Origin of the sequence: Janthinobacterium aestuarii, from assembly GCF_051380835.1 — a bacterium.
GTDB classification, from domain to species: domain Bacteria; phylum Pseudomonadota; class Gammaproteobacteria; order Burkholderiales; family Burkholderiaceae_D; genus Janthinobacterium; species Janthinobacterium aestuarii.
Genome location: NZ_JBNYXU010000006.1, coordinates 95,536 through 118,099, shown reverse-complemented (window position 1 = coordinate 118,099; position 22,564 = coordinate 95,536). Strand labels below are relative to the sequence as shown.

Here is a 22,564-nt window from a genome sequence, read left to right as displayed (position 1 = left end):
ACTTAGCTGCTGGGCAAGGCTGCCGTATAGGACCACAGCGCTTGCGGGCGTAATAGATGCCCATTGCCAACACGGCGAGTATAACCGACGCGGTCAAAGAATTCCAAGACCTGGATCGCCCGCTTGCGGCCCAGGCCGCTGGCGTCGCGGAAGACGGCCGCACCGACGGCGCCGGCACCGGGCGCCAGGCCTTCGTCCAGTTCCGCTTTTTCGGTCAGGGTGCGTACCAGTTGCGCCAGCTCGGCCAGCGCCGCCTGGTGATAGAACAGGTCGTGCACCACCTGGCTGATCTGCCCTGCCTTGGCAAGTTTGCGCAACAGCCTGCGCGTCTCGTCCTCGGCCAGGCCGAAGCTGCGCGCCAGGTCGCGCGTCCATGGCGGATCGGCTCGCCCCTGCTCCAGCGCGGCCAGCAAGGGTTCGGCCACCGCCTGCTCCTGCGGCGTCAGTTCCACGCTGTGCGTCGGCAAGTGCAGGCTGGCACCGCGCGCCAGGAGATCGCCGCGCGCCAGCAAGCCTTCGACCAGGTGGCTCCACAAGGCGTCTTCCATCTCCGCGTCGACGATGCGTTTCAGCCGCCACAATTCCGGCCCCGCCTCGTCGGGCGCGCGCGCATGGAAGATTGCCAGAGCTTCCAGCGCCCGCTCCTGCAGCGCCAGCAACGCCGGCGGCGCCACCAGCAAGGCGTCGCCGCCGCGCAGGACGATGCGCCGCGTGTCGGGCGGCAGCGCCAGGGCGTCCGCCGGCAGCAGGGACAGGCGCACCAGCAGCGACTCGCGCAGCCCCAGCGGGCTTTGCGCCAGCAGGGCCGCATAGTCGCCGTGCGCGATGAACGCGGCCAGGGCACCGAGCCAGGCCAGCCTGGCCGGGCTGCGGCGCTTGCGCGCAGGACCGAACGGATCGAGCACCATGCCGCCGCCCACCGTCTGCGTCGCTTGCGCATTGCGCACGACGAAGCGGTCGCCCGGCACGCCGTGCATGGGGGCGTCGAACACCAGCTGTACTCTTCCCGTCTGTCCCGGCGACAGGGTCTCGCCATCGAGCATGACGGCGCGCGCCAGCTGGTGCGCCGCGCCCAGGTGCACGTGCAGCGGCGACCAGGCTTTCAGTTGCACGCCTGCATCGGGCAAGAGCGTCAGTTCCACGTCGAGGCGTTCGGAGCACTGCGCCAGCTCGGACGCGACGATCCAGTTGCCCCGCTCGATGCGCTCGCGGTCGATGCCGGCCAGGTTCAGGGCCAGGCGCTGGCCCGCCATACCCGTTTCGGCCGCGCGGTTCTGCGCATGGATGCTGCGCACCCGGGCCTGCGCGCCACCGGGCGCCAGCTGCAGCATGTCGCCCACCTGCGCGCGTCCCGCCAGCGCCGTGCCGGTGACGATGGTGCCCTGCCCCGACAAGGTAAACACGCGGTCCACGCCGAGGCGGAACAGGCGCCGCTCATCGCGCTGCGGCAGGCTGCGCGCCACTTGCGTCAGGTGCGCCAGCAAGGCGGCCACGCCGGCATCGTTGTCGCGATGGGCGACGGTGGGGAAAATCGGGCTGCCCGCCAGCGGTGTGCAGGCCAGCAGCGCTTCTATTTCGGCTTCCACCTGCGCGACGCGGGCGCCGTCGGCGCGGTCAATCTTGGTCAGCGCCACGGCGCCGCGCGTCACACCGAGCAGCTGCAAGATGGCCAGGTGCTCGTGCGTCTGCGGCATGATGCCGTCGTCGGCCGCCACCACGAGCAAGGCGAAATCAATGCCCGTGACGCCGGAAGCCATGGTGCGGATGAATTTTTCGTGGCCCGGCACGTCGATCACGCCCAGCACGGTGCCGTCCGCCAGCGGCAGGTAGGCGTAGCCGAGTTCAATCGAAATGCCGCGCGCCTGCTCTTCCTTCAGGCGGTCCGTGTGCACGCCCGTCAGCGCGCGCGTGAGGGTCGTCTTGCCATGGTCGATATGGCCTGCGGTGCCGACGATCATGCGGACAACTCGGCGAGTTGCGCGATGAAGGCCGTCTCGTGCGCCGCTTCCAGGCAGCGCAGATCCAGCCACAAAGTGTCTTGCCCGATGCGCCCGATCACGGGGCACGGCAAGGCGCGCAAACGCTGTTCCAGCACACCCAGGGGATTGCTCAGGCGCGAGGCCGGCGCGCTGCGAATGGCCAGACCAAAACTGGGCAGCTGGTCGACGGGCAAGGCGCCGCTGCCGATCTGGCTTTTCATGGCTTCGGCCGTCACCACGTACTGCAAACCCAGCGCGCCTTGCAGCAGCGGCAGCAGGGTTTCCGCCTGCGCGCGCATGGCGGCGGCGGGACGCGTCAGCAAACGCAAGGTGGTCAGCCGTTCGGCCAGCAAGTCCGGCGCGCGGTACAGCTGCAGCACGGGAGCCAGTGCGGCCAGGGTCAGCTTGCCGACCCGCAGTGCCCGTTTCAATGGGTTGCGCTTGATCTTCGCGATCAAATCGGCGCGCCCGACGATGACGCCGCATTGCGGGCCGCCCAGCAGTTTGTCGCCGCTGAAGGTCACCAGGTCGGCGCCCGCTTCGATGGTTTCGCGCACCGTCGTTTCATGCGGCAGACCGTACTGCGCCAGGTCGACCAGGGTACCGCTGCCCAGATCCACGGCCGTCGGCACGCCGTGTTTTACCGCCAGCGGCACGAGTTCATCAAGCTCCACGCTTTTCGTGAAACCGGTAATCGCGTAATTGCTGCAATGGACCTTCATCAAGAGGGCCGTGTTCTCGTTCACGCCATGCGCGTAATCGGCCAGGTGCGTGCGGTTGGTGCTGCCCACTTCGCGCAGCACGGCGCCCGCGCGCGTCATGACGTCGGGGATGCGGAAGGCGCCGCCGATTTCCACCAGCTCGCCGCGCGAGACGACGACTTCTTTATCCTGCGCCAGGGTATTGAGCATCAGCAGCACGGCGGCCGCATTGTTGTTGACGATGGTGGCCGCTTCGGCTCCCGTCAATTCGCGCAGCAATTCCTCGACCAGGTCGTCGCGGTCGCCGCGCTTGCCCGTTTCCAGGTCGAATTCCAGATTCATCGGCCACTGCAGCGCTTCCACCACGGCTTGCACAGCCGTATCGGGTAGCAGCGCGCGGCCCAGGTTCGTGTGCAGCACGGTGCCCGTCAGGTTGAACACGGCGCGCAGCTGCGGGCACGCTTGCGCCTGCAGCCGTTCGTCCATTTGCACGGCGATGGCGGCGATCGATGCGCCCTCTTCGCACACTGCACCGGCCAGCATGGCCGTGCGCAGTTCGGCCAGCACGGCGCGCGCGCAGGCCAGGGTCTGCACGCGGCCGTAGCGCGCGATCAAGTCAAGGCAAGCCGCGTCGCCCAGGATGCGGTCTACCGACGGCAGGCGCACGGTTTGCCCCGTCGTCATGACGGCTGACCCTCGTTGCCGTCGCTTTTGCCCAGCCACAGCAGCGGATTGCCGCTGGCGCGCTGGTAGCCCGCTTCGCCCACCAGCAAGTCGAGCATCAGGCTGGCCAGGTCGTCGGCCAGCGGCTCGACGTTGTAATCGTGTTCCTGGTTGAAGACCTTGCGGTAGGTGTGGCAGTCGTCGCAGGTTTCCGCGCGCGCCACCTTCTTCGGATCGTTCGCCTTGTTCGGCAATTTGTCGTCCTTGGCCGTGACGGGGTCGAACGGCTTGGCATCGGCCGCGTCCAGGCCCTGGTAGGCGATCTTGCCATTCTGTTCGCACGTCGAGCACTTGACGCGCACCATATGCCATTCGCTTTCGCAAATGCCGCAGTGCAGGTAGCGGTAGCCCTGCGACTGGCCGCCGATGCGGATCACGCTGGCGACGGGGTGCGAACCGCAGACGGGGCACAGGGTGCCCGTTTCCAGGTCCGGCACGCGCGCGGCGCGCAGTTCGCTGGCCGATACCGACCATAAAATTTGCAGGGCGGCCGCGACGAATGGCGCATGCATGGGATTGAGGTTGTCGCCGTTTTCATCGAGCACGGCATCGGCGCAGGCGTCCAGCGCTTGTACGTCGAGCGCGCGCAGCTGGGCCAGCACCTGGGTCAGGCCGCCGGACAAGGCCGGCTGGCTTGCCGCCGTGGTGGCCAGTTCATCGAGCTGGCTGGCGAAAATGTCGCGCCAGACGGGCGGGCGGGCGCCGCTGACGGGCAGCACCGGCATGCGGTGCTGGATGGCGCGGCGCAGCGCGTCGGGATCGGCAGCAGGCACGGCGCCGGGCGCCAGTTTTCCCACCACGGCCGCCTGCGCATCGGCCAGCGCGGCCATCAGCACCAGGTAGCCCTGCATGCCGGCATCGACGGGGATGCCCTTGATCTTGCCCTGCGCCAGTTCGCGCAGGCGCAAGGCACGCGCCGTAAACAGGCTGCCAGGCTGCGGCAGCAGCAGGCGCGGAATCGCGTTGTGGTCCAGGCCTTCGATTTCGCCTGGCTGGAGTATGCGTTGTACCAATGGAGTTTTCCCATCAAAAAAAGGGGGGCTGTAAAGTATTCTAATCGATATAGGTGCAGCGCAAGCCGCAAAGAAAAACCGGGGTCAGACCCGACGGGTCTGCCCCCGGCTCTCCGCCAGCGGAGCATGTCGGCTTACGCGAAGCTAAGCCGACCTACCCTGCTGCCTACTTTCTCGTATTGCGGATCACCGATTCAAACCACTTCGGATGATGCTTGCGCGCCCAGCCGTAGGTGACGGTGCCGCGCACCATGGCGCCGATCGAGCCCTTGACCCACAGGGCCGCGTAGATGTGCACGATGATGGCGCAGATGATGGCGAAGGCGCAACCGGCATGCAGCAAGGCGGCAAAACGCACGACGTCGATCGGGAAATAGAACGCGAAATACGCGCGCCAGATCACGATACCCGACAGCAGCAAGCCGATCATGCTGACCAGAAGCACGAAGAACAGGATCTTCTGGCCGGCATTGTATTTGCCGATCTTCGGAAGCTTCTCTTCGCGGTTGTTGAGCACGTCGTCCATCTGTTTCAGCCACTGCTTGTCGCCGTCTTCGAACTTGTTGTGGTGCCAGAAGCGCACCACGAGGATCGCGAACGAGACGAACATCACCAAGCCGGCAAACGGATGCAGAATGCGCGTCCATTGCCCGCCGCCGAACAGGTTCGCCAGCCACGCCATCGACGGATGGAACATGGCCAGCCCGGACAGGGCCAGCATGACGAAGGTGATGGCCGTGACCCAGTGATTCGTGCGCTCGTTGGGGTTGTAGCGTTCGATCAAGGGATTGCCATCCTTGTCGCGCAGCTTGCCATCGTGAAGTTCACTATGCTTCATGCTGTTCCTCCCGGATGCGCTTGGCCTCTTCCAGTGCTTCGTGCTCTTCGTCCTTGCTCACTTCGTTCGGGCCGACACGCGTGTAATGGAACAGGCCTGCCAGGGCCGTGGCGGCCATGCCGGCCACCGCCAGCGGCTTGGACCAGCCCTTCCAGAAACCCACCATCGGGCTGATGCGCGGGCGTTCCGGCAAGTTCGAATACAGCTTCGGCTTGTCGGCATGGTGCAGCACGTACATCACGTGCGTGCCGCCCACGCCCAGCGGATCGTACAGGCCCGCGTTCTCGAAACCGCGCGACTTCAGGTCGACGATGCGCTCTTCCGCATGCACCTTCATGTCTTCCTTGGTGCCGAACACGATGGCGCCCGTCGGACACGTTTTCACGCAGGCCGGTTCCTGGCCCACGGCCACGCGGTCCGAGCACAAAGTGCACTTGTAGGCGCGGTCGTCCTTTTTCGAAATACGGGGCACGTCGAAAGGACAGCCAGCCACGCAGTAGCCGCAGCCGATGCAGTTTTCCTGGTGGAAGTCCACGATGCCATTCGTGTACTGCACGATGGCGCCCGGCGCCGGACAGGCTTTCAGACAACCCGGATCCTCGCAGTGCATGCAGCCGTCCTTGCGGATCAGCCACTCGAGGTTGCCGTCGTTGTTTTCGTGTTCGGCAAAACGCATCACCGTCCACGATTGCGGCGTCAGGTCCGTCGGATTGTCATAGGTGCCATGGTTTTCGCCGACTTCGTCACGCAAGTCGTTCCATTCCATGCACGCCGTCTGGCAAGCCTTGCAGCCGATGCACTTCGACACATCGATCAGCTTGGCGACGGTGCCAGTCACCGGGGTACGCGCTTGCGGCGGCGTCACCGTGGTGGCGGACAGGCGCCGGATATCTAAGGATTGCAGTGCCATTATCGATCTCCCATCATGCTTTTTCCACCTTCACGAGGAAGGACTTGAATTCCGGTGTCTGCGAATTCGCATCCCCTACGCCCGGTGTCAGGGAATTAATCAGATACCCCGGCTTGGCCACGCCCGTAAAGCCCCAGTGCAGCGGCAGGCCCACGGTATGCACCTGCTTGCCTTCGATCTTCAAGGCCTTGATGCGCTTGGTGACGACGGCCTTGGCGATGATGTGGCCGCGCTTGGACGTGACACGCACCTTGCCGCCGGCAACGACACCGATGCTGGCCGCCAGTTCCTCGCCGATTTCCACGAACTGTTCCGGCTGGATGATGGCATTCAGGCGTGCATGCTTGGTCCAGTAATGGAAATGCTCGGTCAAACGGTAGCTGGTCGCCACGTGCGGGTATTCCTCATGCGTGCCGAACAGCTTGCGGTCGTCGGCAAACACGCGCGCGGCCGGATTGCTGGTCGCTTGCGGGTTTTTCGGATGCATGGGGTTGTAGCCAAGCGGATTTTCAAACGGCTCGTAATGCTCGGGGAACGGACCTTCTGCCATGGCGCCACGCGCAAAGAAACGCGCCACACCCTCGCCCAGCATGATGAACGGACCCATGCCGTTTTCCGGCGGTTCGTCGACCTTGAAGTCGGGAATGTCGGCCCCGCTCCAGTTGGTGCCATTCCACTCGATCAGCTTGCGGGTCGGGTCGAAAGGCTTGCCCTTCAAGTCGCACGAAGCGCGGTTGTACAGCACGCGGCGGTTCGCCGGCCACGCCCAGGCCCAGCCCAACGTCTGGCCGATGCCGGTCGGGTCGCTATTGTCGCGCCGTCCCATCTGGTTGCCCGCCTGCGTCCAGCTGCCGGCGAAGATCCAGCAACCGCTGGTGGTCGTGCCATCGTCGCGCAATTGCGCAAACGAGGCCAGCTGCTCGCCCTTTTTCACCAGCAGCTTGGTCGGATCCTTCGGATCGTACAAGTCGGCCAGCGCCTTGCCGTTGAATTCGCGGGCGATTTCTTCGGGCTGTGGATTATGCGGCTGCGCATAATTCCACGTCAGGTTGACGATAGGATCGGGGAACTTGCCGCCCTCTTTCTGGTACATGCTGCGCATGCGCAGGAACAGGCCCGACATGATTTCCAGGTCGCTGCGCGCCTGGCCCGGCGGTTCGGCCGCCTGCCAGTGCCACTGCAGCACGCGCGACGAACTCACGAGCGAACCGCGCTCTTCGGCGAAGCAGCTGGTCGGCAGGCGGAACACTTCCGTCATGATCTTGGTCGGATCGACTTCGTGGTACTGCCCGTGCGCCTTCCAGAATTCGCCCGTTTCCACGGCCAGCGGATCCATGATGACGAGGAACTTGAGCTTCGACAGCGCTTCCGTGACCTTCTGCTTGTTCGGCGCGGACGCCAGCACATTGAAGCCCTGGCAGATGTAGCCCGTCATTTTGCCTTGGTGCATGTTCTCGATGGCTTGCATCAAGTCATACGGCTTGTCGAGCTTCGGCAGGTAGTCGAAGGCGTAGTTATTGTCCGCCGTGGCAAAGTCGCCCCACCACGTCTTCATGAAGCTGACGTGGAATTTGCGGTAATTGCTCCAGTAGCTGAGCTGGTTCGGCCGCAGCGGCTTGGTGGCGCGCGCGGCGATATAGCCATCGAAATCCTGCTCAGTCTCGTTCGGCAAGGTCATGTAACCCGGCAACAGGTTCGACATCAGGCCCAGATCGGTCAAGCCCTGGATGTTCGAGTGGCCGCGCAAGGCGTTCATGCCGCCGCCGGCGATCCCCATATTGCCCAGCAACAGCTGCACCATGGCGCCCGTGCGGATGGTTTGCGCACCCGTCGAGTGATGCGTCCAGCCCAGCGCGTACAGGATGGTACCGGCGCGTCCCGGCACGGCGGTCGAAGCCAGGGCTTCCGCCACCTTGTGGAACTTGTCGGCCGACACGCCGCACGTACGTTCGACCATCTCGGTCGTGTAGCGTGAGTAGTGCTTCTTCATCATCTGGTAGACGCAGCGCGGGTGTTCCAGGGTCGGGTCGACCTTGGCATAGCCGTCTTCGCCGATCTCGTAATCCCAGGTGGCCTTGTCGGAGTACTTGCCTTTTTCCTTGTCGAACCCCGAGAACAGGCCGTCCTCGAACGCATAGTCTTCGCGCACGATGAAGGGCATGTCCGTGTAGTTGCGCACGTACTCATGCTGGATCTTGTCGTTCGTCAGCAGATAATTGATGATCGCGCCGAGGAAGACGATGTCCGTGCCGGTACGCGTGGCGCAGTAGTAATCTGCCACGGATGCGGTACGGGTAAAACGCGGATCGACAACGATCAGCTTGGCCTTGTTATGCGCCTTCGCTTCCGTTACCCATTTGAATCCGCAAGGATGTGCTTCTGCTGCATTGCCGCCCATGACCAGGATCACGTCGGCATTCTTGATATCGACCCAATGATTCGTCATCGCGCCACGGCCAAACGTCGGGGCAAGACCTGCCACCGTCGGTCCGTGTCATACACGCGCCTGATTATCAAAGGTCAGCATCCCCATGCTGCGCACTGTCTTGTGGGTCAGATACCCGACCTCGTTGCTGCCGGCGGACGCGGCAAGCATGCCGGTGGAGAGCCAGCGGTTGACGGTCTTGCCGTCGGCATTCTTTTCGATCAGGTTGGCGTCACGGTCATCCTTCATCAGGCGCGCGATCTTGTCGAGCGCCACATCCCAGGAGATCGGTTGCCATTCCGTGCCGCCCGGTGCGCGGTACTCGGGCACTTTCAGGCGGTTCGGGCTGTGGATGAAGTCGACCAGGCTGGCGCCTTTCGGGCACAGGGTGCCGCGGTTCACCGGGTGATCGGCATCGCCTTCCACGTGGATGATGCTGGAGACGGCATTTTTCGCGCCGTCGCCCAGTCCATACAGCAGGACGCCGCATCCTACCGAACAGTAGGGACAGGTATTGCGTGTCTCGGTCGTGCGAGACAGCTTGTATTGCCGCACTTCCGCCATCGCCTGGCCCGGTGCGAAACCGAGCAGGGCGAGGCTGGAACCAGCAATGGTCGCGCCAGTTACCCGAAGGAACTGGCGCCTGGACATCTGAACCATATTCAGGCCTCTATGATGTGAGTAAATAAAAGTCATACGGCGCCGTGGTCGTGTCATATCACCAAGATATAAGCACCATGCCTGTGCCGTATGACATCATTTTACCCCTCAATCCCGATCAAGGCTCAGTTCGCCGGAGAAAGTTTCCTTTAGTCAACTTTAATTTGACGGTACCGAACGTTCCCTCTAAACAATGCCAGCCTGCCCCGCGCGCTTGCACATCGCTCCCCCCCCCCATGCAAAAAACCCGCTCGCAAGCGGGTTTTCGGGGCCAGAAAAAAGTTACAGGCTGTAGCGCAAGGTCAGCGCCACATTGCGCGGTGCGCCCGGCAGACTCAGGTTCGGGCTGGAACCGTGGCCCGACACGATGTAGCGCGTGTCGCCGATATTATTGACGTTCAGCTGCACTTCATAGCGGCCCGTGCGGTACGCGGCCATGGCGTCGGCCGTCACGTAACCGGGCAGCACCACCGTGTTGCCCGTATTGGCGAAACGGCTGCCAACGGCATTCGCGCCACCGCCCACCGTGAAGCCGTGGCCCAGGTCTTTCGTCACCCACAAGTTGGCCATGTTGCGCGCCGTCAGGGTAGCGCGCTTGCCCTTGATGGCGACAGCACTGGCCGTCGTCGTGCCCGGCACATTCACGCTGCGGTCGACGGCGATGGAATCGGTGATGGTGGCGTCCAGGTAGGCGTAGCCGGCCATCATTTTCCAGCCATCGTGCAAGTCCGCGTTGAAGGTCAGCTCCAGGCCATCCGTGCGCTGCGTGCCGACAGGCACGATGCGGTTCGTGATCGGATCGCTGGTCTTGATATTGTCACGTTCCAGGCGGAACAGCGACACGGTGGCGTTGGCGCGGCCGCCCCACAGGTCGTACTTGGCGCCCACTTCCGTGTTGCGCGTGGTTTCCGGCGCCAGGTCGGCATTATTCGCGGCCAGGGCGAAGTTTTCGCCGCTAGGCTGGAACGAGCGGCTCCACGACGCGTAGTACGACTGCACGGCGCTGGGTTGCCAGACGAGGCCGGCGCGGGGGCTGTAGGCCGAATCCGTGCGCGACAGGTCCGCAAGCGTCAGGCCGGCCGCATTGGCCAGGCGCGACTGCTGCTTGTAGCGGTCGTAGCGCAGGCCGGCCAGCGCCTTCCACTCGTCGTTGATACTGATGGCGTCCTGCACATAGGCAGCGGCCGTGTCATAGGTACCGAAGGTATCGCCGCGCGCGCCCAGCTTGCTGCGGTTGACCTGCGGCAGGACGGGATGGAAGATCGACACATTCGTCGCCACGACGGTCGACGCCCAGCTCGACGCATCCTTGTTTTGCTTGCCGAATTCGGCGCCGTACAGCACTTCATGGCGCAAGGTGCCAGTGACCAGCTTTTGCGTCAGTTCCGTCTGGTTGAACCAGCCGCTCTCGTCACGGTTCAGCTTGGCGTGACCGAGGCTCATCGTGCCCTTGACTTCGTTGACGTTGCCGGAAATATTCGTGTTGTTGCGGTCCAGGTGGTAATCGTAGTAGCGGAAAGCATTGCGCAGCGACAAGCTATCGCTGAACTTGTGCGTCAGGGTGGCGGCCGTGGACACGACGCGCGACTGGCTGAAGTCCGCATCGCGGGCATTCGCGGCGCCAAAATAGGTGCGCGCATCGACGGCGACGGGACGGCCCTGGTAGGACGGGATGCCGAAGTCCGTCAGGCGGCGGTCTTCCAGGTAATCGCCCTGCAGCAGCAATTTGGTGGCGCCGGAGAGGCGGATGGCGACGGAAGGCGACAGCGCCGTGCGGTTGATGAATTGCTGGTCGCGGTAGCTGTCCGACAATTCGCGCGCGCCCGTGAAGCGCCAGTCCACCGTCTCGCCGACACGGCCCACGTCGACTTCGCCGCGGCGCCCTGTCGTGTTGGTCAGGCTCAGGGCCACGTCCGTGATGTCCACGCCCGGCTTCTTGGTGATACGGTTGACCAGACCACCCGAGGAACCGCGGCCGTACAGCACGGCGGCCGGTCCCTTGATCACTTCCAGGCGCTCCACATTCGACAGGTCGCGGAAATACAAAGCGTCATCGCGGAAGCCGTCGACGAACTGGTCGCCGATGGCCGTGAAGCCGCGGATGAATATCTGGTCGCGCTGGCCGTCGCCTGTGGACAGACCCACGCCGGGGATGTTCTTCATGATGTCCTGGATCGACATGGCGTTCTGGTCGCGGATGACGGCGGCCGGCACCACGTTGATCGTCTGCGGCACGTCGCGCAGGGCCATTTCCGTCTTGGTGCCGCTGGCGGAGGTGGCGGCGACATAGCCATCCTTGTCTTTCGATGCCGTCACGGTGACGGCTGGCAAACTTTCCTGCGCCCAGGCCGCCAATGGCGTGACGCCGAAGGTCAAGGCGCCCAGTACGGCGATGGCGATCGGTTTGAATCCTGGCTTGCGACGTTGCTGCATACAATTCCCTGGTCGATGTTTTAATACGAATGATTATCATTAGTATTTTATCAGGCAAGCATGCCTAACGTAAGCACTTCTGTAAGTGATAGTACTTATGGACTAGGTACTTGATGTAAAAACACAACAGGAAATCAATATCAAAAAATAATTAAAATTGCTTTGAAAAACTATTTCTCTGTGTCAATGCTATACTTGCGGCTTGCTGGGCAGCGGTCAGCCTGACCGACATGCCCCTTGCTTCACCTCCAACGCCACGCTCAGCGCGGCGCGCCGCACAGCCATCACGCGGCACCCGAAGACCCCGATCCCCTGCGCCTTGCGGCGCCTGTCCGCCCCTGCTGGCGGCGGCGGTCATGACTATTAAACTGTTAGGAATTACATGAAAAACCTGAACATCGGCAGCCGCCTTGGCGTCGGCTTTGCTGTCGTATTGCTGTTGCTTGCCGCCTTGACCCTCACCGCCCTCGTGCGCATGCAAACGGCCAGCGACCTGACTTACCGTCTCATCAATACCAGCATCAAGAACCAGCGTATGGTGGCCGAATGGTCGAAGATCATTGAACTCAACAGCGTGCGCGGCGTCGCCTCGTTCGAGATTACCGATCCCGTCGTGCGCGCCAAGATCGAGGAAGACTTGAAAGTCGATGCGGAGCGTTCCAGCAAGCTGCAGGACGACATCGTCGCCTCCTTGCTCAACCCGGCTGTGATCGAGCAATTCAAGGTCGTGCGCAAGGTGCGCACCGACTACGTGACGACGCGCGCGCGCGCCTTCAAGATGAAGGCCGACGGCGACATGGCGGGCGCCAAAGTCGTGTTCGACAAGGAAGTCGCGCCGATCACCGTGGCCTATCTGGCCGAAGTCAAACGCTTTGCCACCATGCAGATCAAGGCGGCCGACGGCGTCGGCAACAGCATCATCGAAGCCTACAGCGGCACGCGCGTCTTCCTGATCACCATGGGCGTGCTGGCCGTGCTGATGGGCATCGGCTTCGCTTGGTGGATCACCCGCTCGATCACCGGCCCCATCCGCGCTGCCGTGAAAGTGGCGGAAACCGTGGCAGCGGGCGACCTGACCAGCACCATCACGGCGCAAGGCCGCGATGAAACGGGCCAGCTGATGCATGCTTTGAAAACCATGAACGACAGCCTCGTCGGCATCGTGGGACAAGTGCGCAGCGGCACCGACACCATCGCCACGGCATCGGCGGAAATCGCCGCCGGCAACCAAGACCTGTCGTCGCGCACGGAGCAGCAAGCCAGCTCGCTGGAAGAAACGGCGTCATCGATGGAAGAACTGACCTCGACCGTGAAACAGAATGCCGACAACGCGCGCCAGGCGAATAAACTGGCCGGCGACGCGGCCGGCATCGCCAGTCGTGGCGGCGCCGTGGTGGCCGAAGTGGTCGCCACCATGAGCGAGATCAATACCTCGTCGAAGAAGATCGTCGACATCATTTCCGTCATCGACGGCATCGCCTTCCAGACCAACATCCTGGCCCTGAACGCGGCCGTGGAAGCGGCGCGCGCCGGCGAACAGGGCCGTGGCTTCGCCGTCGTGGCAACGGAGGTGCGCAACCTGGCGCAGCGCTCGGCAGCGGCGGCGAAAGAGATCAAGGGCTTGATCGACGACTCCGTGCAAAAAGTCGACGTGGGCACGGACCTGGTCGACAAGGCCGGCAAGACGATGGAAGAAATCGTGCAAAGCATCGGCTTCGTCACGTCCATCATGAGCGAGATCAGCAACGCCAGCGAAGAGCAGAGCGCGGGCATCGAGCAAGTCAACCAGGCCATTTCCGAAATGGACCAGGTGACCCAGCAAAATGCAGCGCTGGTGGAAGAGGCGTCGGCAGCGGCCGAAGCGATGCAGGAACAGGCGAGCGAGCTGGCGCAGGTGGTCAGCGTCTTCCGCCTCGATGCCAACGCGGCGGCGACCGACCGTTTCAGCGTGAAAGCGGCACAGCGCAGCGCGCCGGCCGCGCCAGCAGCCCCGGCCACAGCAGCCCGCAAGGCCCCTGCCCTGCGCCTGCCCGTGACACGCACCAGCAGCAAGGCAACGGCGCCGGCCGAAGGCGAGTGGGAAGAGTTCTAAATTTTCTTCAGCAAGCCCTGCGGCATCAAGCCGCGCGGGCTTGCGCTTGGGCGATCAGTGCCGCCAGCTCGCGCGGCACGGATTGTCCCAGGAATTCCAGCGCCAGCGCCTCTGGATCGATGGCGGCGTCCGCCGGCAAGCCATGCTCGAAGCCGCCCACCATGGTGCGGCAAAAATGCGGCGATTCCGCCCGCGTTTCCACATACCAGCAACCCGCATGGCCTTGCACGAAGTATTCGCCGATAAAGTAGCCGAGCATGGTTTTCACCCATTGCCAGCTTTCGTCGCGGATGACGATGGTGCGCATGGCCGCGTCGATGTACGGCAGGTATTCGGCCGCGTTGGTCAGCACTTCGTGCGCGGGCTGGATGCCCAGGCGTTCGACAAAGCTCACCAGCGACGCGCCCAGCGCGTCATAGTAGGCATCAAAAGCCGTTTGGCTTTGCTGCAATAATTGCTCTTGTTCGTACGACAGCATTCACACTCCACAGACATTCAACAATCGCCTATTTTACGCCACGCTCACATCGACACCAGCCCGCTGCAGTAAGGCCTGGTTGCGGGGAGACAAATGCGTCACCTGCAGGTGCTTGCCCGCCTTTTCATAACGCTCATACAAGGCTTCGATGGCGGCGATGGCCGAGTGATCGGCCATGTGCAGGTGCCGGCAGTCGAGGATGACGCGGGCCGGGTCGGTCGCCGCCTGGAACAGTTCCAGGAAATGCGTGGTCGAGGCGAAAAACAGGGTGCCGTGCGGCAGGTACACGCGCACGCCCGCGCCAGTGTCATCGATGTCGGCACGCATGTCGCGCGCATGTTGCCAGGCAAAATTCAAGGCGGCAATCACGATGCCGCACAGCACGGCCAGCGCCAGGTCCGTCAACACCGTGATCACCGTCACGGCGACGATCACCAGCGCATCCTGCAACGGCACCTTGCCCAGCACGCGCAAAGAACCCCAGGCAAACGTCTGCTGCGCCACGACGAACATCACGCCGACCAAAGCGGCCAGCGGGATGCGCTCGATCAAGGGCGACAGGAACAGGATGAATAGCAGGATCATCACGCCGGCCGTCACGCCCGACAGGCGCGAGCGGCCGCCCGAGCTCAGGTTGATCATCGTCTGCCCGATCATGGCGCAGCCGCCCATGCCGCCAAACAGGCCCGAAACGACGTTCGATGCACCGAGGGCAATGCATTCGCGGTTCGGCTGGCCCCGCGTTTCAGTCATCTCATCGGTGAGATTAAAAGTGAGCAAGGTTTCCAGCAAGCCCACCATGGCCATCAGCGCCGCGTACGGGAAGATGATGTGCAAAGTCGCCATGTCCAGCGGCACCGTGGGCCAGTGGAATGCCGGCAAGCCGCCGGCGATATGCGCGAGGTCGCCCAGGGTGCGCGTGGGCAGGTGCAAGAAATGGCTGAGCACACCCACGCCCAGGATGGCCACCAGCGCCGGCGGCACGGCTTTTGTCAAGCGCGGCAGCACGTAGACGATGGCCATGGTGAGCAGCACCAGCGCGCCCATCACGTACAAGGGCATGCCTTGCAGCCAGGTTTCGCCTTGCGGCGTGGCCTGGCGGAAGTGTTCCAGCTGGGCCATGGCGATGACGATGGCCAGGCCATTCACGAAGCCCAGCATCACCGGGTAGGGCACCATGCGGATCAATTTCCCAAGGCGCAAGATGCCGAACAGCGCCATGATGATGCCGCTCAACACCACGGTCGCCAGCAGGTATTGCACGCCATGCTGGGCCACCAGCGCCACGATGACGACGGCCATGGAGCCGGCCGCGCCGGAAATCATGCCGGGGCGCCCGCCAAAGATGGCCGTGAATGCGCAAATGATGAAAGCGCCGTACAGGCCCATCAGGGGATTCAGTTGCGCCACGAGGGCAAAGGCGATGCATTCGGGCACCAGCGCGAATGAGGTGGTCAGCCCCGCCAGGACGTTTTTTTGTATGTTCGAGAACCACTCATCCCGAAAAGTTGCGTTGATCATGAATACACATCCAGGGTCGGAACAGAGAAATGCGCGCGCGGTGCACAGTCAGCGGGCGCAGCCATGCCAGCGGTCGTCAAAACGAAGCCATGCCGAGGTCGCACGCAGAGGAAAATCGTCGGTGACTACATGGGATTGGCGGACAGAGGAAGATTCAGCAGCGCCATGCGGCGCGGCCGAGCCTGCACACATTATACAAGATGCAGCCGGGCCCGATGGACGGCGCGGCGGCGCGCAGCGGGAGCGGACACTAGCAAGCAAATAATGTTCCAATAGTTTTATTTTCAAAATAAAAACAATTTAAATGGAATGTTTTAAATAATCTCCGCCGTTTCAATTGGAGAGTATCTATTCAATTTTCTCCACTATTCTACTCAGCAGTGGTGGAGACTGTTAACCACATTAAAAAAACGGGGCGTATCCGAAAAGCCAGAAGAGTAGGAAAACTCAGGAGGAATCATGACCGACGCGCAATTATATGCCAGTAATATTACAATCAACATTCTCGTTGTAATAGACACCGATCTGATCATGGCCCAGCATCCACGTCAGACGAGTCCCGACCAGACCAAGCCTGTTGGCCTGGCGCATACCAGCCAGTACATGATTGCCACCGACCCGCGTGGCATCAATAGCGGGCAAGGCACCGCCGACCTGAGTTTCAAGGCCAATGTGGGCGACTTCGTCTCGTTCACCGGCGCTTCCATCTATGACAACGCCGATTCGGCCGTCATTGTCTACGGCATCAATTACTGGAATGGCGACAAGGTCTTCAATACCTTTGTTTCCAATACCATTACACGGAGAAATGCGGCCATGCCGAATACGGATTCGTCGAATGGTTTGCCGGCCGTACAGCAATCGCGCAATTTCTCCAATTTCACGGCGCAGGTATCCAAATCGGGTACGGAAAATTTCTACGTCTATATTGCCGTATATAGTCTGAATGACGATGGCCAGACGCAAAGCCTGTATGGTTATTTTTATTGGGATCCACAGATTACTGTCGGTTAGTCATTTCCCGGAAACCAAATAAATATAAACCATTCATTTAATTAGCGCCGACTTCAGCCGGCGCAGAGATACTCCGGGACGGCTCCGCAGGCAAAAAAAAAGCCCACAGAAGTGGGCTTTTTTTATTTGCGCATGTATCACATGCACTTATCTGGAGGCGAGGACGGGAATCGAACCCGTCTAAACGGCTTTGCAGGCCGCTGCATAACCTCTTTGCTACCTCGCCAGAGGAACTGCTTGGATGTGCCTTGCGGCCCACCTTGAAAACTGGAGCGGGAGAAGAGTCTCGAACTCTCGACCTCAACCTTGGCAAGGTTGCGCTCTACCAACTGAGCTACTCCCGCATTGGAGCTTGGTTACCGCCTAATCGCGCCGCGTACCGCGGCGGATAAAAAAAGGAAGCCAGCTTAGCTTCCCTTTAGAATTCTGGAGCGGGAGAAGAGTCTCGAACTCTCGACCTCAACCTTGGCAAGGTTGCGCTCTACCAACTGAGCTACTCCCGCATTGGAGCTTCTATTTTCTGCTACTGCCATCTTGCTGCACTGCTTCAGCTTTCGCTGGAGCGGGAGAAGAGTCTCGAACTCTCGACCTCAACCTTGGCAAGGTTGCGCTCTACCAACTGAGCTACTCCCGCATACGAACCGCTATTTTACTGCTTTTTACTGCCGTTTACCAGTGCTGCTTTACTGCTGATCCAGTGTTCACTGGAGCGGGAGAAGAGTCTCGAACTCTCGACCTCAACCTTGGCAAGGTTGCGCTCTACCAACTGAGCTACTCCCGCAGTGGACAACATTGTATCAGAAGCTCTACTACATCGCCAGTACTACTTTTTACTGCATTCGCTGTTTTTACCTATGACACGATCCAGAAAACTGGAGCGGGAGAAGAGTCTCGAACTCTCGACCTCAACCTTGGCAAGGTTGCGCTCTACCAACTGAGCTACTCCCGCGTCATCAACAACAGGCCAGCATTATAGAGGGATTACAGGGGCTGTCAACGGGCAATATCTGGTCTTTTGCAAAATATTCCGCCGAAAATAGCCGCCTGCTTATTCTTAGTACAAATTTCCCGCTTTTTCCTTGATGAGCGGCCATGCCAGGCGCAAGTAATAGAACATCGACCACACCGTCAGCACGCAGGCGATCCACAGCAGCTTCTCGCCCCACACGTGGGTATCGATCGCGCCAAAGATCACTTCGTGGTACAGCAGCAAGGGAATGGCCGTCATTTGCGCGGCCGTCTTGATCTTGCCGATCGAGCTGACGGCCACCGATTTCGATGCACCGATCTGCGCCATCCATTCGCGCAGCGCGGAAATCGTGATTTCGCGGCCGATGATGATGAAGGCCAGCACGGCATTGACACGGTCCAGCTGCACCAGCACCAGCAAGGCGCCCGCCACCATCAGCTTGTCGGCGACCGGGTCGAGGAAGGCACCGAAGGCCGAGGTCTGGTTCCAGCGCCGCGCGAGGAAACCATCGAACCAGTCGGTCACGGCCGCAACGATGAAGACCAGGGTGGCAACCAGGTTCTGGTCGCCATGCAGCAGCATCGACGGCGGCAAATAAAACACGCCGACGACGAGCGGTATCAGGGCCACGCGCAGCCAGGTCAAAAGGATGGGAATATTAAAAGGCATAAGAGAGCAATCGGCCGACGGGTAAATTGAACATGAAGAAAGCGCCACTAGTCTACATGGCCCCAAGGTATTAGCCTAGTCCGCTTGCCGCAGCACCGGACCAGGCCATTGATCCATCAATGCAATTGCTTGTAGATCTCTTCCGCCAGTTGCGTGGAAATCCCCTCCACCGACATCAGATCCTCGACGCTGGCGTCGACGACGCCGCGCAAGCCGCCAAAGCGCGACAGCAGTTTCTGGCGGCGCTTGGCGCCAATGCCTTCGATCTCTTCCAGGCGCGACGTCTGGCGCGTCTTGGCCCGCTTGGCGCGCATGCCGGTAATGGCAAAGCGGTGCGCCTCGTCGCGGATTTGCGCGATCAGCATCAGGGCCGCCGATTCCTTGCCCAGTTCCTGCGCCGCGCGGCCATCGACGAACAACAGGGTTTCCAGGCCCACCTTGCGCCCTTCTCCCTTCGCCACGCCGACAATCAAGCTGATATCGAGTCCCAGCTCGGCAAACACCTGGCGCGCCATCTCGATCTGTCCCTTGCCGCCGTCGATCAAGACCACGTCGGGCATGACGCCGTCGCCATTCGCCACCTTTTCGTAACGGCGCATGAGAACCTGGCGCATGGCCGCGTAATCGTCGCCGGGCGTGATGTCGTTGATGTTGTAGCGCCGGTATTCGCCGTTCTGCATGGCGTGGTGGTGGAACACCACGCACGACGCCTGCGTCGCCTCGCCCTGCGTATGGCTGATGTCGAAACACTCGACGCGCAGGCTGTCGATATCTTCCGTTTCCAGGCGCAGCGCTTCGGCCAGCGCGCGCGTGCGCGACTGCTGCGACCCCTGCTCGGACAGCAAGCGCGCCAGCGAAATCTCGGCGCCCTTCTGTGCCATTTCCAGCCACTGGCGGCGTTGCCCCTGCGGCTGGAAAATCAGATTGATACGATGGCCGCACTGCTCCATCAGCGCCACCATCAGGGCCGGCTGGTCGAATTCGATAGTCAGGATCAAGGTGCCGGGAATGAATTTTTCCGTGTAGTGCTGGGCCAGGAAGGCGGCCAGCACTTCCACCTCGATGGCTTCCTCGGCAATCGCCGCCGCATCGCTGAGCTGGCTGGGGAAGTAGGCGCGGTCGCCCAGGTGGCGTCCGCCGCGCACCATGGCCAGGTTGACGCAGGCGCGCCCGCCCTGCACCAGCACGGCGATGATGTCGACATCGGCATCGCCCGTCGTTTCCATGCTTTGCTGATGCAGCACGCGCGACAGCGAAGCGATCTGGTTGCGCACCACCACGGCCTGCTCGAATTTCAATTCGGCCGCAAACGCATGCATCTTCGTTTCCAGGTCGGCCAGCACTTCGCTCTGGCGCCCGCGCAGGAAACGCGCCGCGTTTTCCACGTCGTTCTTGTAATCTTCCTTGCTGATCAGGTCCACGCACGGCGCGCTGCAGCGGCCGATCTGGTGCAGCAGGCAGGGCCGCGTGCGGTTCGCATACACGCTGTCCTCGCAGGTGCGGATGAGGAAGACCTTTTGCAGGATCTGCATCGATTCCTTGACGGCCCAGGAACTGGGGAACGGCCCGAAATACTGGTTTTTCTTGTCCACCGCACCCCGGTAATACACCATGCGCGGCGCATCGCCATTCGTGATTTTCAGATACGGATACGACTTATCGTCGCGGAACAGGATGTTGTAACGCGGCTGCAGCGCCTTGATCAGGTTGTTTTCCAGGATCAGGGCTTCCGCCTCGCTGTGCGTGACAGTCGTTTCCAGGCGCGCGATGCGCTCGACCATCATGGCGATGCGGGGGCTGGCCAGGTTTTTCTGGAAATAACTGGAGACGCGCTTTTTCAAGTCACGCGCCTTGCCGACGTACAGCACCTTGTCGGCGGCGTCGAAATAGCGGTACACGCCGGGCAGGTTCGGCAGCTTGGCGACGGTGGCCAGCACCTGCGCGCGCGGGTCGGGCGGCGTCTCCGCCACGGTGGATTGCAGGGTCGGTTCTGGGCTTGCTTCGGTCATTGCTGGCTCGGTTTGGGGTCAGACCCGCCGGGTCTGGTCCCAGCAGTCGTCTGCATTACGGCGCTTGCTCCACAATCACAAACGCCACGGCATACTCTTCTTCGTCGCTGATCGTCACTTGCGCGCTCAGGCGGTTTTTCTCCATGAAGTCCGCCAGCACGCCGCTGCAGACGATCATCGGCTTGCCGCTCGGATGGTTCAGCATCTGCGCGGCGGGCCAGGTCATCGGCATGCGCAAGCCCAGGCCGATGGCCTTGGAAAACGCCTCCTTGGCCGCGAAGCGCGTGGCGAGAAAGCGCACGCCGCGCACGGCATTCTTGGCGCTGCGGGCGCGGAATTTTTCCAGCTCCTGCGGCCCCAGTATCTTTTTCGCGAACCGCTCGCCATGGCGCGCCAGTGCCGCCTCGATGCGGGGGATCATGCAGATATCGGTGCCGATGCCGTAGATCATGCTGCCTCCTTTGTGCGCGCTTATGCTTTGCCGGCGAGGCGCGTGGCCACCATGATGGCCTTCATTTCGCGCACGGCGTTTTCCCAGCCGACAAACACGGCATGCGCGACGATGGCGTGGCCAATGTTCAGTTCCGCAATATCTGGAATGGCGGCGATGGCCTGTACATTGGTGTAATGCAAGCCGTGGCCCGCGTTGACCTTCAAGCCGCGGCCCACGCCGAACAGCACGCCCGCCTTGATGCGCTCCAGCTCGGCCAGTTGCTCGGCGTCTTGCGTATCCGCGTAGCGGCCAGTGTGCAACTCGATCACGGGCGCGCCGAGTTCGGCGGCGGCGGCGATCTGCTGCTCGTCCGCATCGATGAACAGGCTCACGCGGATACCCTCGCCTTGCAATTGTTGCACGGCCGCCTGCACTTCCTTGAAATAGCGCACCACGTCCAGGCCCCCTTCCGTCGTCACTTCCGTGCGCTTTTCCGGCACCAGGCAAACGTCCGCCGGGCGGATGCGGCAGGCGAAATCGATCATTTCCTGGGTCACGGCCGCTTCCAGGTTCATGCGCGTAAGCAGCTGCGGCGCGATAGCGATGACGTCCGCATCTTTGATGTGGCGGCGGTCTTCGCGCAAATGCAGGGTGATGGCGTCGGCGCCCGCCTGTTCGGCCAGCAGAGCCGCGCGGATCGGGTCCGGATACGCGGTGCCGCGCGCATTGCGCAAGGTGGCCACGTGGTCGATATTCACGCCCAGGTCGATGACGGGGCCGGAAGGCTGCAAAAAGCTCATATGATGGTGTCCGTAAAGTGCTGAAATCTATTACAGCTGCATTAAATCGATCAGTATCTGGCGCGTATTCAAGGTGGCACCACCCAGTTGATGGGCCAGCAAAAAACGCATCAGCAGCTTGCTTTGCGCCTGCGTGGCCACGTCAAGATAATCTTCGCGCTCCATGTCGAGCAGGGTCTTGCCCGTGATCTTCGGCCAGGCGTCGGCGGCGCGCGCCGGGCGCGGCCCCCGTTCCGGATCGACCACGTACACCTGCCCCGCATCGACGGCCTGGCGCGTGCCCGTGCAGCGCGTCAGGTCGGCCGCCACGCCCGTTTCCTTGAGCAGGGCGCGCTCGAACTTGCGCAGCACGATGGGCGGCGGCTCATTGTGCGCCAGTTGATTCAAGGTAGCAACGTAGTGGTCGAACAGGACGGGATGCGGGTCGTCGCGCGCCAGCAGTTTCACCAGCAATTCGTTCAGATAAAAGCCGCACAGCAAGGCGGTCTTTTCCAGCGGCAACATGCCCCCTACCCACTCGGCGCCCGTCAGGATGCGCAGTTCGGACTTGCCCGTCCAGCCCGCCTGCAGCGGCTGGAAGGTCTGCAGCACGCCGCGCAGCTGCGAATGGGGCCGCTTGGCGCCCTTGGCGACGAGCGCGATGCGGCCATACTCGCGCGTAAACACGTCGACGATGAGGCTGGTTTCTTTATGCGGATAGCTGTGCAGCACGAAGGCGGGCTGGCCCGTGACCTTGCCGTCGCGCGCGGGCGGACGGCTGCGCCGGGGCGCGGCGGATGCGGGAGTTGCGGCCGGCGGCGCAATGGCCGCCGGCGCGGGGACAACGATGGAGGCTGGCGCAGGATCGTGCAGCGCTGGCGTGGTGGTGCTCATGCGTGTGGCGTCGCCCCCGGGTT

The 22,564-nt window shown here is 62.2% G+C and carries 16 protein-coding genes and 6 tRNA genes; 2 read left to right on the top strand and 20 right to left on the bottom strand.

The genetic code is table 11. The annotated features are described in order from the left end of the window. Nucleotides 1–2: 2 nt before the first annotated feature. The 7 genes from selB to ACQ4WO_RS17045 all read right to left on the bottom strand — a co-directional run bounded on the left by selB (nucleotide 3) and on the right by ACQ4WO_RS17045 (nucleotide 11,682). Nucleotides 3–1,958 carry a selenocysteine-specific translation elongation factor gene (selB, locus tag ACQ4WO_RS17075; RefSeq protein ID WP_436482453.1) on the bottom strand — a complete coding sequence of 652 codons (1,956 nt, stop codon included), beginning with the start codon at nucleotides 1,956–1,958 and terminating at the stop codon, nucleotides 3–5. Continuing rightward, on the bottom strand, nucleotides 1,955–3,364 hold the full coding sequence (selA, locus tag ACQ4WO_RS17070; protein WP_436482452.1) for an L-seryl-tRNA(Sec) selenium transferase: 1,410 nt from the start codon (nucleotides 3,362–3,364) through the stop codon (nucleotides 1,955–1,957). Before selA ends, selB begins: the two co-directional genes overlap by 4 nt. Further along, the gene (fdhE, locus tag ACQ4WO_RS17065; protein WP_436482451.1) at nucleotides 3,361–4,416 is read right to left on the bottom strand and encodes a formate dehydrogenase accessory protein FdhE; all 1,056 of its coding nucleotides are present in this window, start codon (nucleotides 4,414–4,416) and stop codon (nucleotides 3,361–3,363) included. The genes selA and fdhE overlap by 4 nt, the downstream gene beginning before the upstream one ends. A 166-nt stretch (nucleotides 4,417–4,582) precedes the next feature. Further along, nucleotides 4,583–5,254, bottom strand: coding sequence for a formate dehydrogenase subunit gamma (locus ACQ4WO_RS17060; protein WP_436482450.1), 672 nt, complete (start codon nucleotides 5,252–5,254; stop codon nucleotides 4,583–4,585). After that, the gene (gene fdxH / locus ACQ4WO_RS17055; protein WP_230516358.1) at nucleotides 5,244–6,164 is read right to left on the bottom strand and encodes a formate dehydrogenase subunit beta; all 921 of its coding nucleotides are present in this window, start codon (nucleotides 6,162–6,164) and stop codon (nucleotides 5,244–5,246) included. The genes ACQ4WO_RS17060 and fdxH overlap by 11 nt, the downstream gene beginning before the upstream one ends. A 13-nt stretch (nucleotides 6,165–6,177) precedes the next feature. Continuing rightward, nucleotides 6,178–9,249: a formate dehydrogenase-N subunit alpha gene (fdnG, locus tag ACQ4WO_RS17050; protein ID WP_436482449.1), complete on the bottom strand. Its 3,072-nt coding sequence runs from the start codon at nucleotides 9,247–9,249 to the stop codon at nucleotides 6,178–6,180. Nucleotides 9,250–9,531: 282 nt separating this feature from the next. Then, a complete protein-coding gene (locus ACQ4WO_RS17045; RefSeq protein WP_436482448.1) occupies nucleotides 9,532–11,682 on the bottom strand; it encodes a TonB-dependent receptor in 2,151 nt (716 codons plus the stop codon). 382 nt (nucleotides 11,683–12,064) lie between these two features. On the opposite strand from ACQ4WO_RS17045, the gene ACQ4WO_RS17040 reads away from it, so the two are divergent. Further along, nucleotides 12,065–13,774: a methyl-accepting chemotaxis protein gene (locus tag ACQ4WO_RS17040; protein WP_436482447.1), complete on the top strand. Its 1,710-nt coding sequence runs from the start codon at nucleotides 12,065–12,067 to the stop codon at nucleotides 13,772–13,774. A 25-nt stretch (nucleotides 13,775–13,799) separates the two neighbouring features. On the opposite strand, the gene ACQ4WO_RS17035 is transcribed toward ACQ4WO_RS17040, so the two are convergent. Next, nucleotides 13,800–14,252, bottom strand: a complete 453-nt coding sequence (locus tag ACQ4WO_RS17035; protein WP_436482446.1) for a hypothetical protein — start codon at nucleotides 14,250–14,252, stop codon at nucleotides 13,800–13,802. A 33-nt stretch (nucleotides 14,253–14,285) separates the two neighbouring features. Further along, nucleotides 14,286–15,773 (bottom strand): SulP family inorganic anion transporter, encoded by a 1,488-nt coding sequence (locus tag ACQ4WO_RS17030; protein ID WP_436482445.1) that lies wholly within the window; start codon nucleotides 15,771–15,773, stop codon nucleotides 14,286–14,288. A gap of 459 nt (nucleotides 15,774–16,232) precedes the next feature. Here ACQ4WO_RS17030 and ACQ4WO_RS17025 point away from each other — a divergent pair, with 459 nt between their 5' ends. Further along, nucleotides 16,233–16,787: an inclusion body family protein gene (locus ACQ4WO_RS17025; RefSeq protein ID WP_436482443.1), complete on the top strand. Its 555-nt coding sequence runs from the start codon at nucleotides 16,233–16,235 to the stop codon at nucleotides 16,785–16,787. Between the two features lie 152 nt (nucleotides 16,788–16,939). Here ACQ4WO_RS17025 and ACQ4WO_RS17020 read toward each other — a convergent pair. From ACQ4WO_RS17020 to recO, 11 genes are all read right to left on the bottom strand, one after another. Further along, nucleotides 16,940–17,013, bottom strand: a tRNA-Cys gene (locus ACQ4WO_RS17020). Between the two features lie 42 nt (nucleotides 17,014–17,055). Further along, nucleotides 17,056–17,131: transfer RNA gene (locus ACQ4WO_RS17015), tRNA-Gly, on the bottom strand. Between the two features lie 83 nt (nucleotides 17,132–17,214). Then, a tRNA-Gly gene (locus tag ACQ4WO_RS17010) sits at nucleotides 17,215–17,290 on the bottom strand. A 55-nt stretch (nucleotides 17,291–17,345) separates the two neighbouring features. Beyond that, nucleotides 17,346–17,421: transfer RNA gene (locus tag ACQ4WO_RS17005), tRNA-Gly, on the bottom strand. A 71-nt stretch (nucleotides 17,422–17,492) separates the two neighbouring features. After that, nucleotides 17,493–17,568 (bottom strand) — tRNA-Gly (locus ACQ4WO_RS17000). A gap of 92 nt (nucleotides 17,569–17,660) precedes the next feature. Then, nucleotides 17,661–17,736 (bottom strand) — tRNA-Gly (locus ACQ4WO_RS16995). 105 nt (nucleotides 17,737–17,841) lie between these two features. Then, nucleotides 17,842–18,426 (bottom strand): CDP-diacylglycerol--glycerol-3-phosphate 3-phosphatidyltransferase, encoded by a 585-nt coding sequence (gene pgsA / locus ACQ4WO_RS16990; RefSeq protein WP_436482442.1) that lies wholly within the window; start codon nucleotides 18,424–18,426, stop codon nucleotides 17,842–17,844. A 116-nt stretch (nucleotides 18,427–18,542) separates the two neighbouring features. After that, nucleotides 18,543–20,435: an excinuclease ABC subunit UvrC gene (gene uvrC / locus ACQ4WO_RS16985; RefSeq protein WP_436482441.1), complete on the bottom strand. Its 1,893-nt coding sequence runs from the start codon at nucleotides 20,433–20,435 to the stop codon at nucleotides 18,543–18,545. A gap of 55 nt (nucleotides 20,436–20,490) precedes the next feature. Next, nucleotides 20,491–20,886: a holo-ACP synthase gene (acpS, locus tag ACQ4WO_RS16980; RefSeq protein ID WP_436482440.1), complete on the bottom strand. Its 396-nt coding sequence runs from the start codon at nucleotides 20,884–20,886 to the stop codon at nucleotides 20,491–20,493. Between the two features lie 20 nt (nucleotides 20,887–20,906). After that, nucleotides 20,907–21,668 (bottom strand): pyridoxine 5'-phosphate synthase, encoded by a 762-nt coding sequence (gene pdxJ / locus ACQ4WO_RS16975; protein WP_436482439.1) that lies wholly within the window; start codon nucleotides 21,666–21,668, stop codon nucleotides 20,907–20,909. 30 nt (nucleotides 21,669–21,698) lie between these two features. After that, a complete protein-coding gene (recO, locus tag ACQ4WO_RS16970) occupies nucleotides 21,699–22,541 on the bottom strand; it encodes a DNA repair protein RecO (protein ID WP_070302032.1) in 843 nt (280 codons plus the stop codon). Between the last annotated feature and the right edge of the window lie 23 nt (nucleotides 22,542–22,564).

What these genes read in the sequence shown, in the direction of transcription:
- selB (WP_436482453.1), bottom strand. Translation starts at nt 1,958, where the DNA reads ATGATCGTCGGCACCGCAGGCCATATCGACCATGGCAAGACGACCCTC.
- selA (WP_436482452.1), bottom strand. Translation starts at nt 3,364, where the DNA reads ATGACGACGGGGCAAACCGTGCGCCTGCCGTCGGTAGACCGCATCCTG.
- ACQ4WO_RS17060 (WP_436482450.1), bottom strand. Translation starts at nt 5,254, where the DNA reads ATGAAGCATAGTGAACTTCACGATGGCAAGCTGCGCGACAAGGATGGC.
- fdxH (WP_230516358.1), bottom strand. Translation starts at nt 6,164, where the DNA reads ATGGCACTGCAATCCTTAGATATCCGGCGCCTGTCCGCCACCACGGTG.
- ACQ4WO_RS17045 (WP_436482448.1), bottom strand. Translation starts at nt 11,682, where the DNA reads ATGCAGCAACGTCGCAAGCCAGGATTCAAACCGATCGCCATCGCCGTA.
- ACQ4WO_RS17040 (WP_436482447.1), top strand. Translation starts at nt 12,065, where the DNA reads ATGAAAAACCTGAACATCGGCAGCCGCCTTGGCGTCGGCTTTGCTGTC.
- ACQ4WO_RS17035 (WP_436482446.1), bottom strand. Translation starts at nt 14,252, where the DNA reads ATGCTGTCGTACGAACAAGAGCAATTATTGCAGCAAAGCCAAACGGCT.
- ACQ4WO_RS17030 (WP_436482445.1), bottom strand. Translation starts at nt 15,773, where the DNA reads ATGATCAACGCAACTTTTCGGGATGAGTGGTTCTCGAACATACAAAAA.
- ACQ4WO_RS17025 (WP_436482443.1), top strand. Translation starts at nt 16,233, where the DNA reads ATGACCGACGCGCAATTATATGCCAGTAATATTACAATCAACATTCTC.
- pgsA (WP_436482442.1), bottom strand. Translation starts at nt 18,426, where the DNA reads ATGCCTTTTAATATTCCCATCCTTTTGACCTGGCTGCGCGTGGCCCTG.
- uvrC (WP_436482441.1), bottom strand. Translation starts at nt 20,435, where the DNA reads ATGACCGAAGCAAGCCCAGAACCGACCCTGCAATCCACCGTGGCGGAG.
- acpS (WP_436482440.1), bottom strand. Translation starts at nt 20,886, where the DNA reads ATGATCTACGGCATCGGCACCGATATCTGCATGATCCCCCGCATCGAG.
- pdxJ (WP_436482439.1), bottom strand. Translation starts at nt 21,668, where the DNA reads ATGAGCTTTTTGCAGCCTTCCGGCCCCGTCATCGACCTGGGCGTGAAT.
- recO (WP_070302032.1), bottom strand. Translation starts at nt 22,541, where the DNA reads ATGAGCACCACCACGCCAGCGCTGCACGATCCTGCGCCAGCCTCCATC.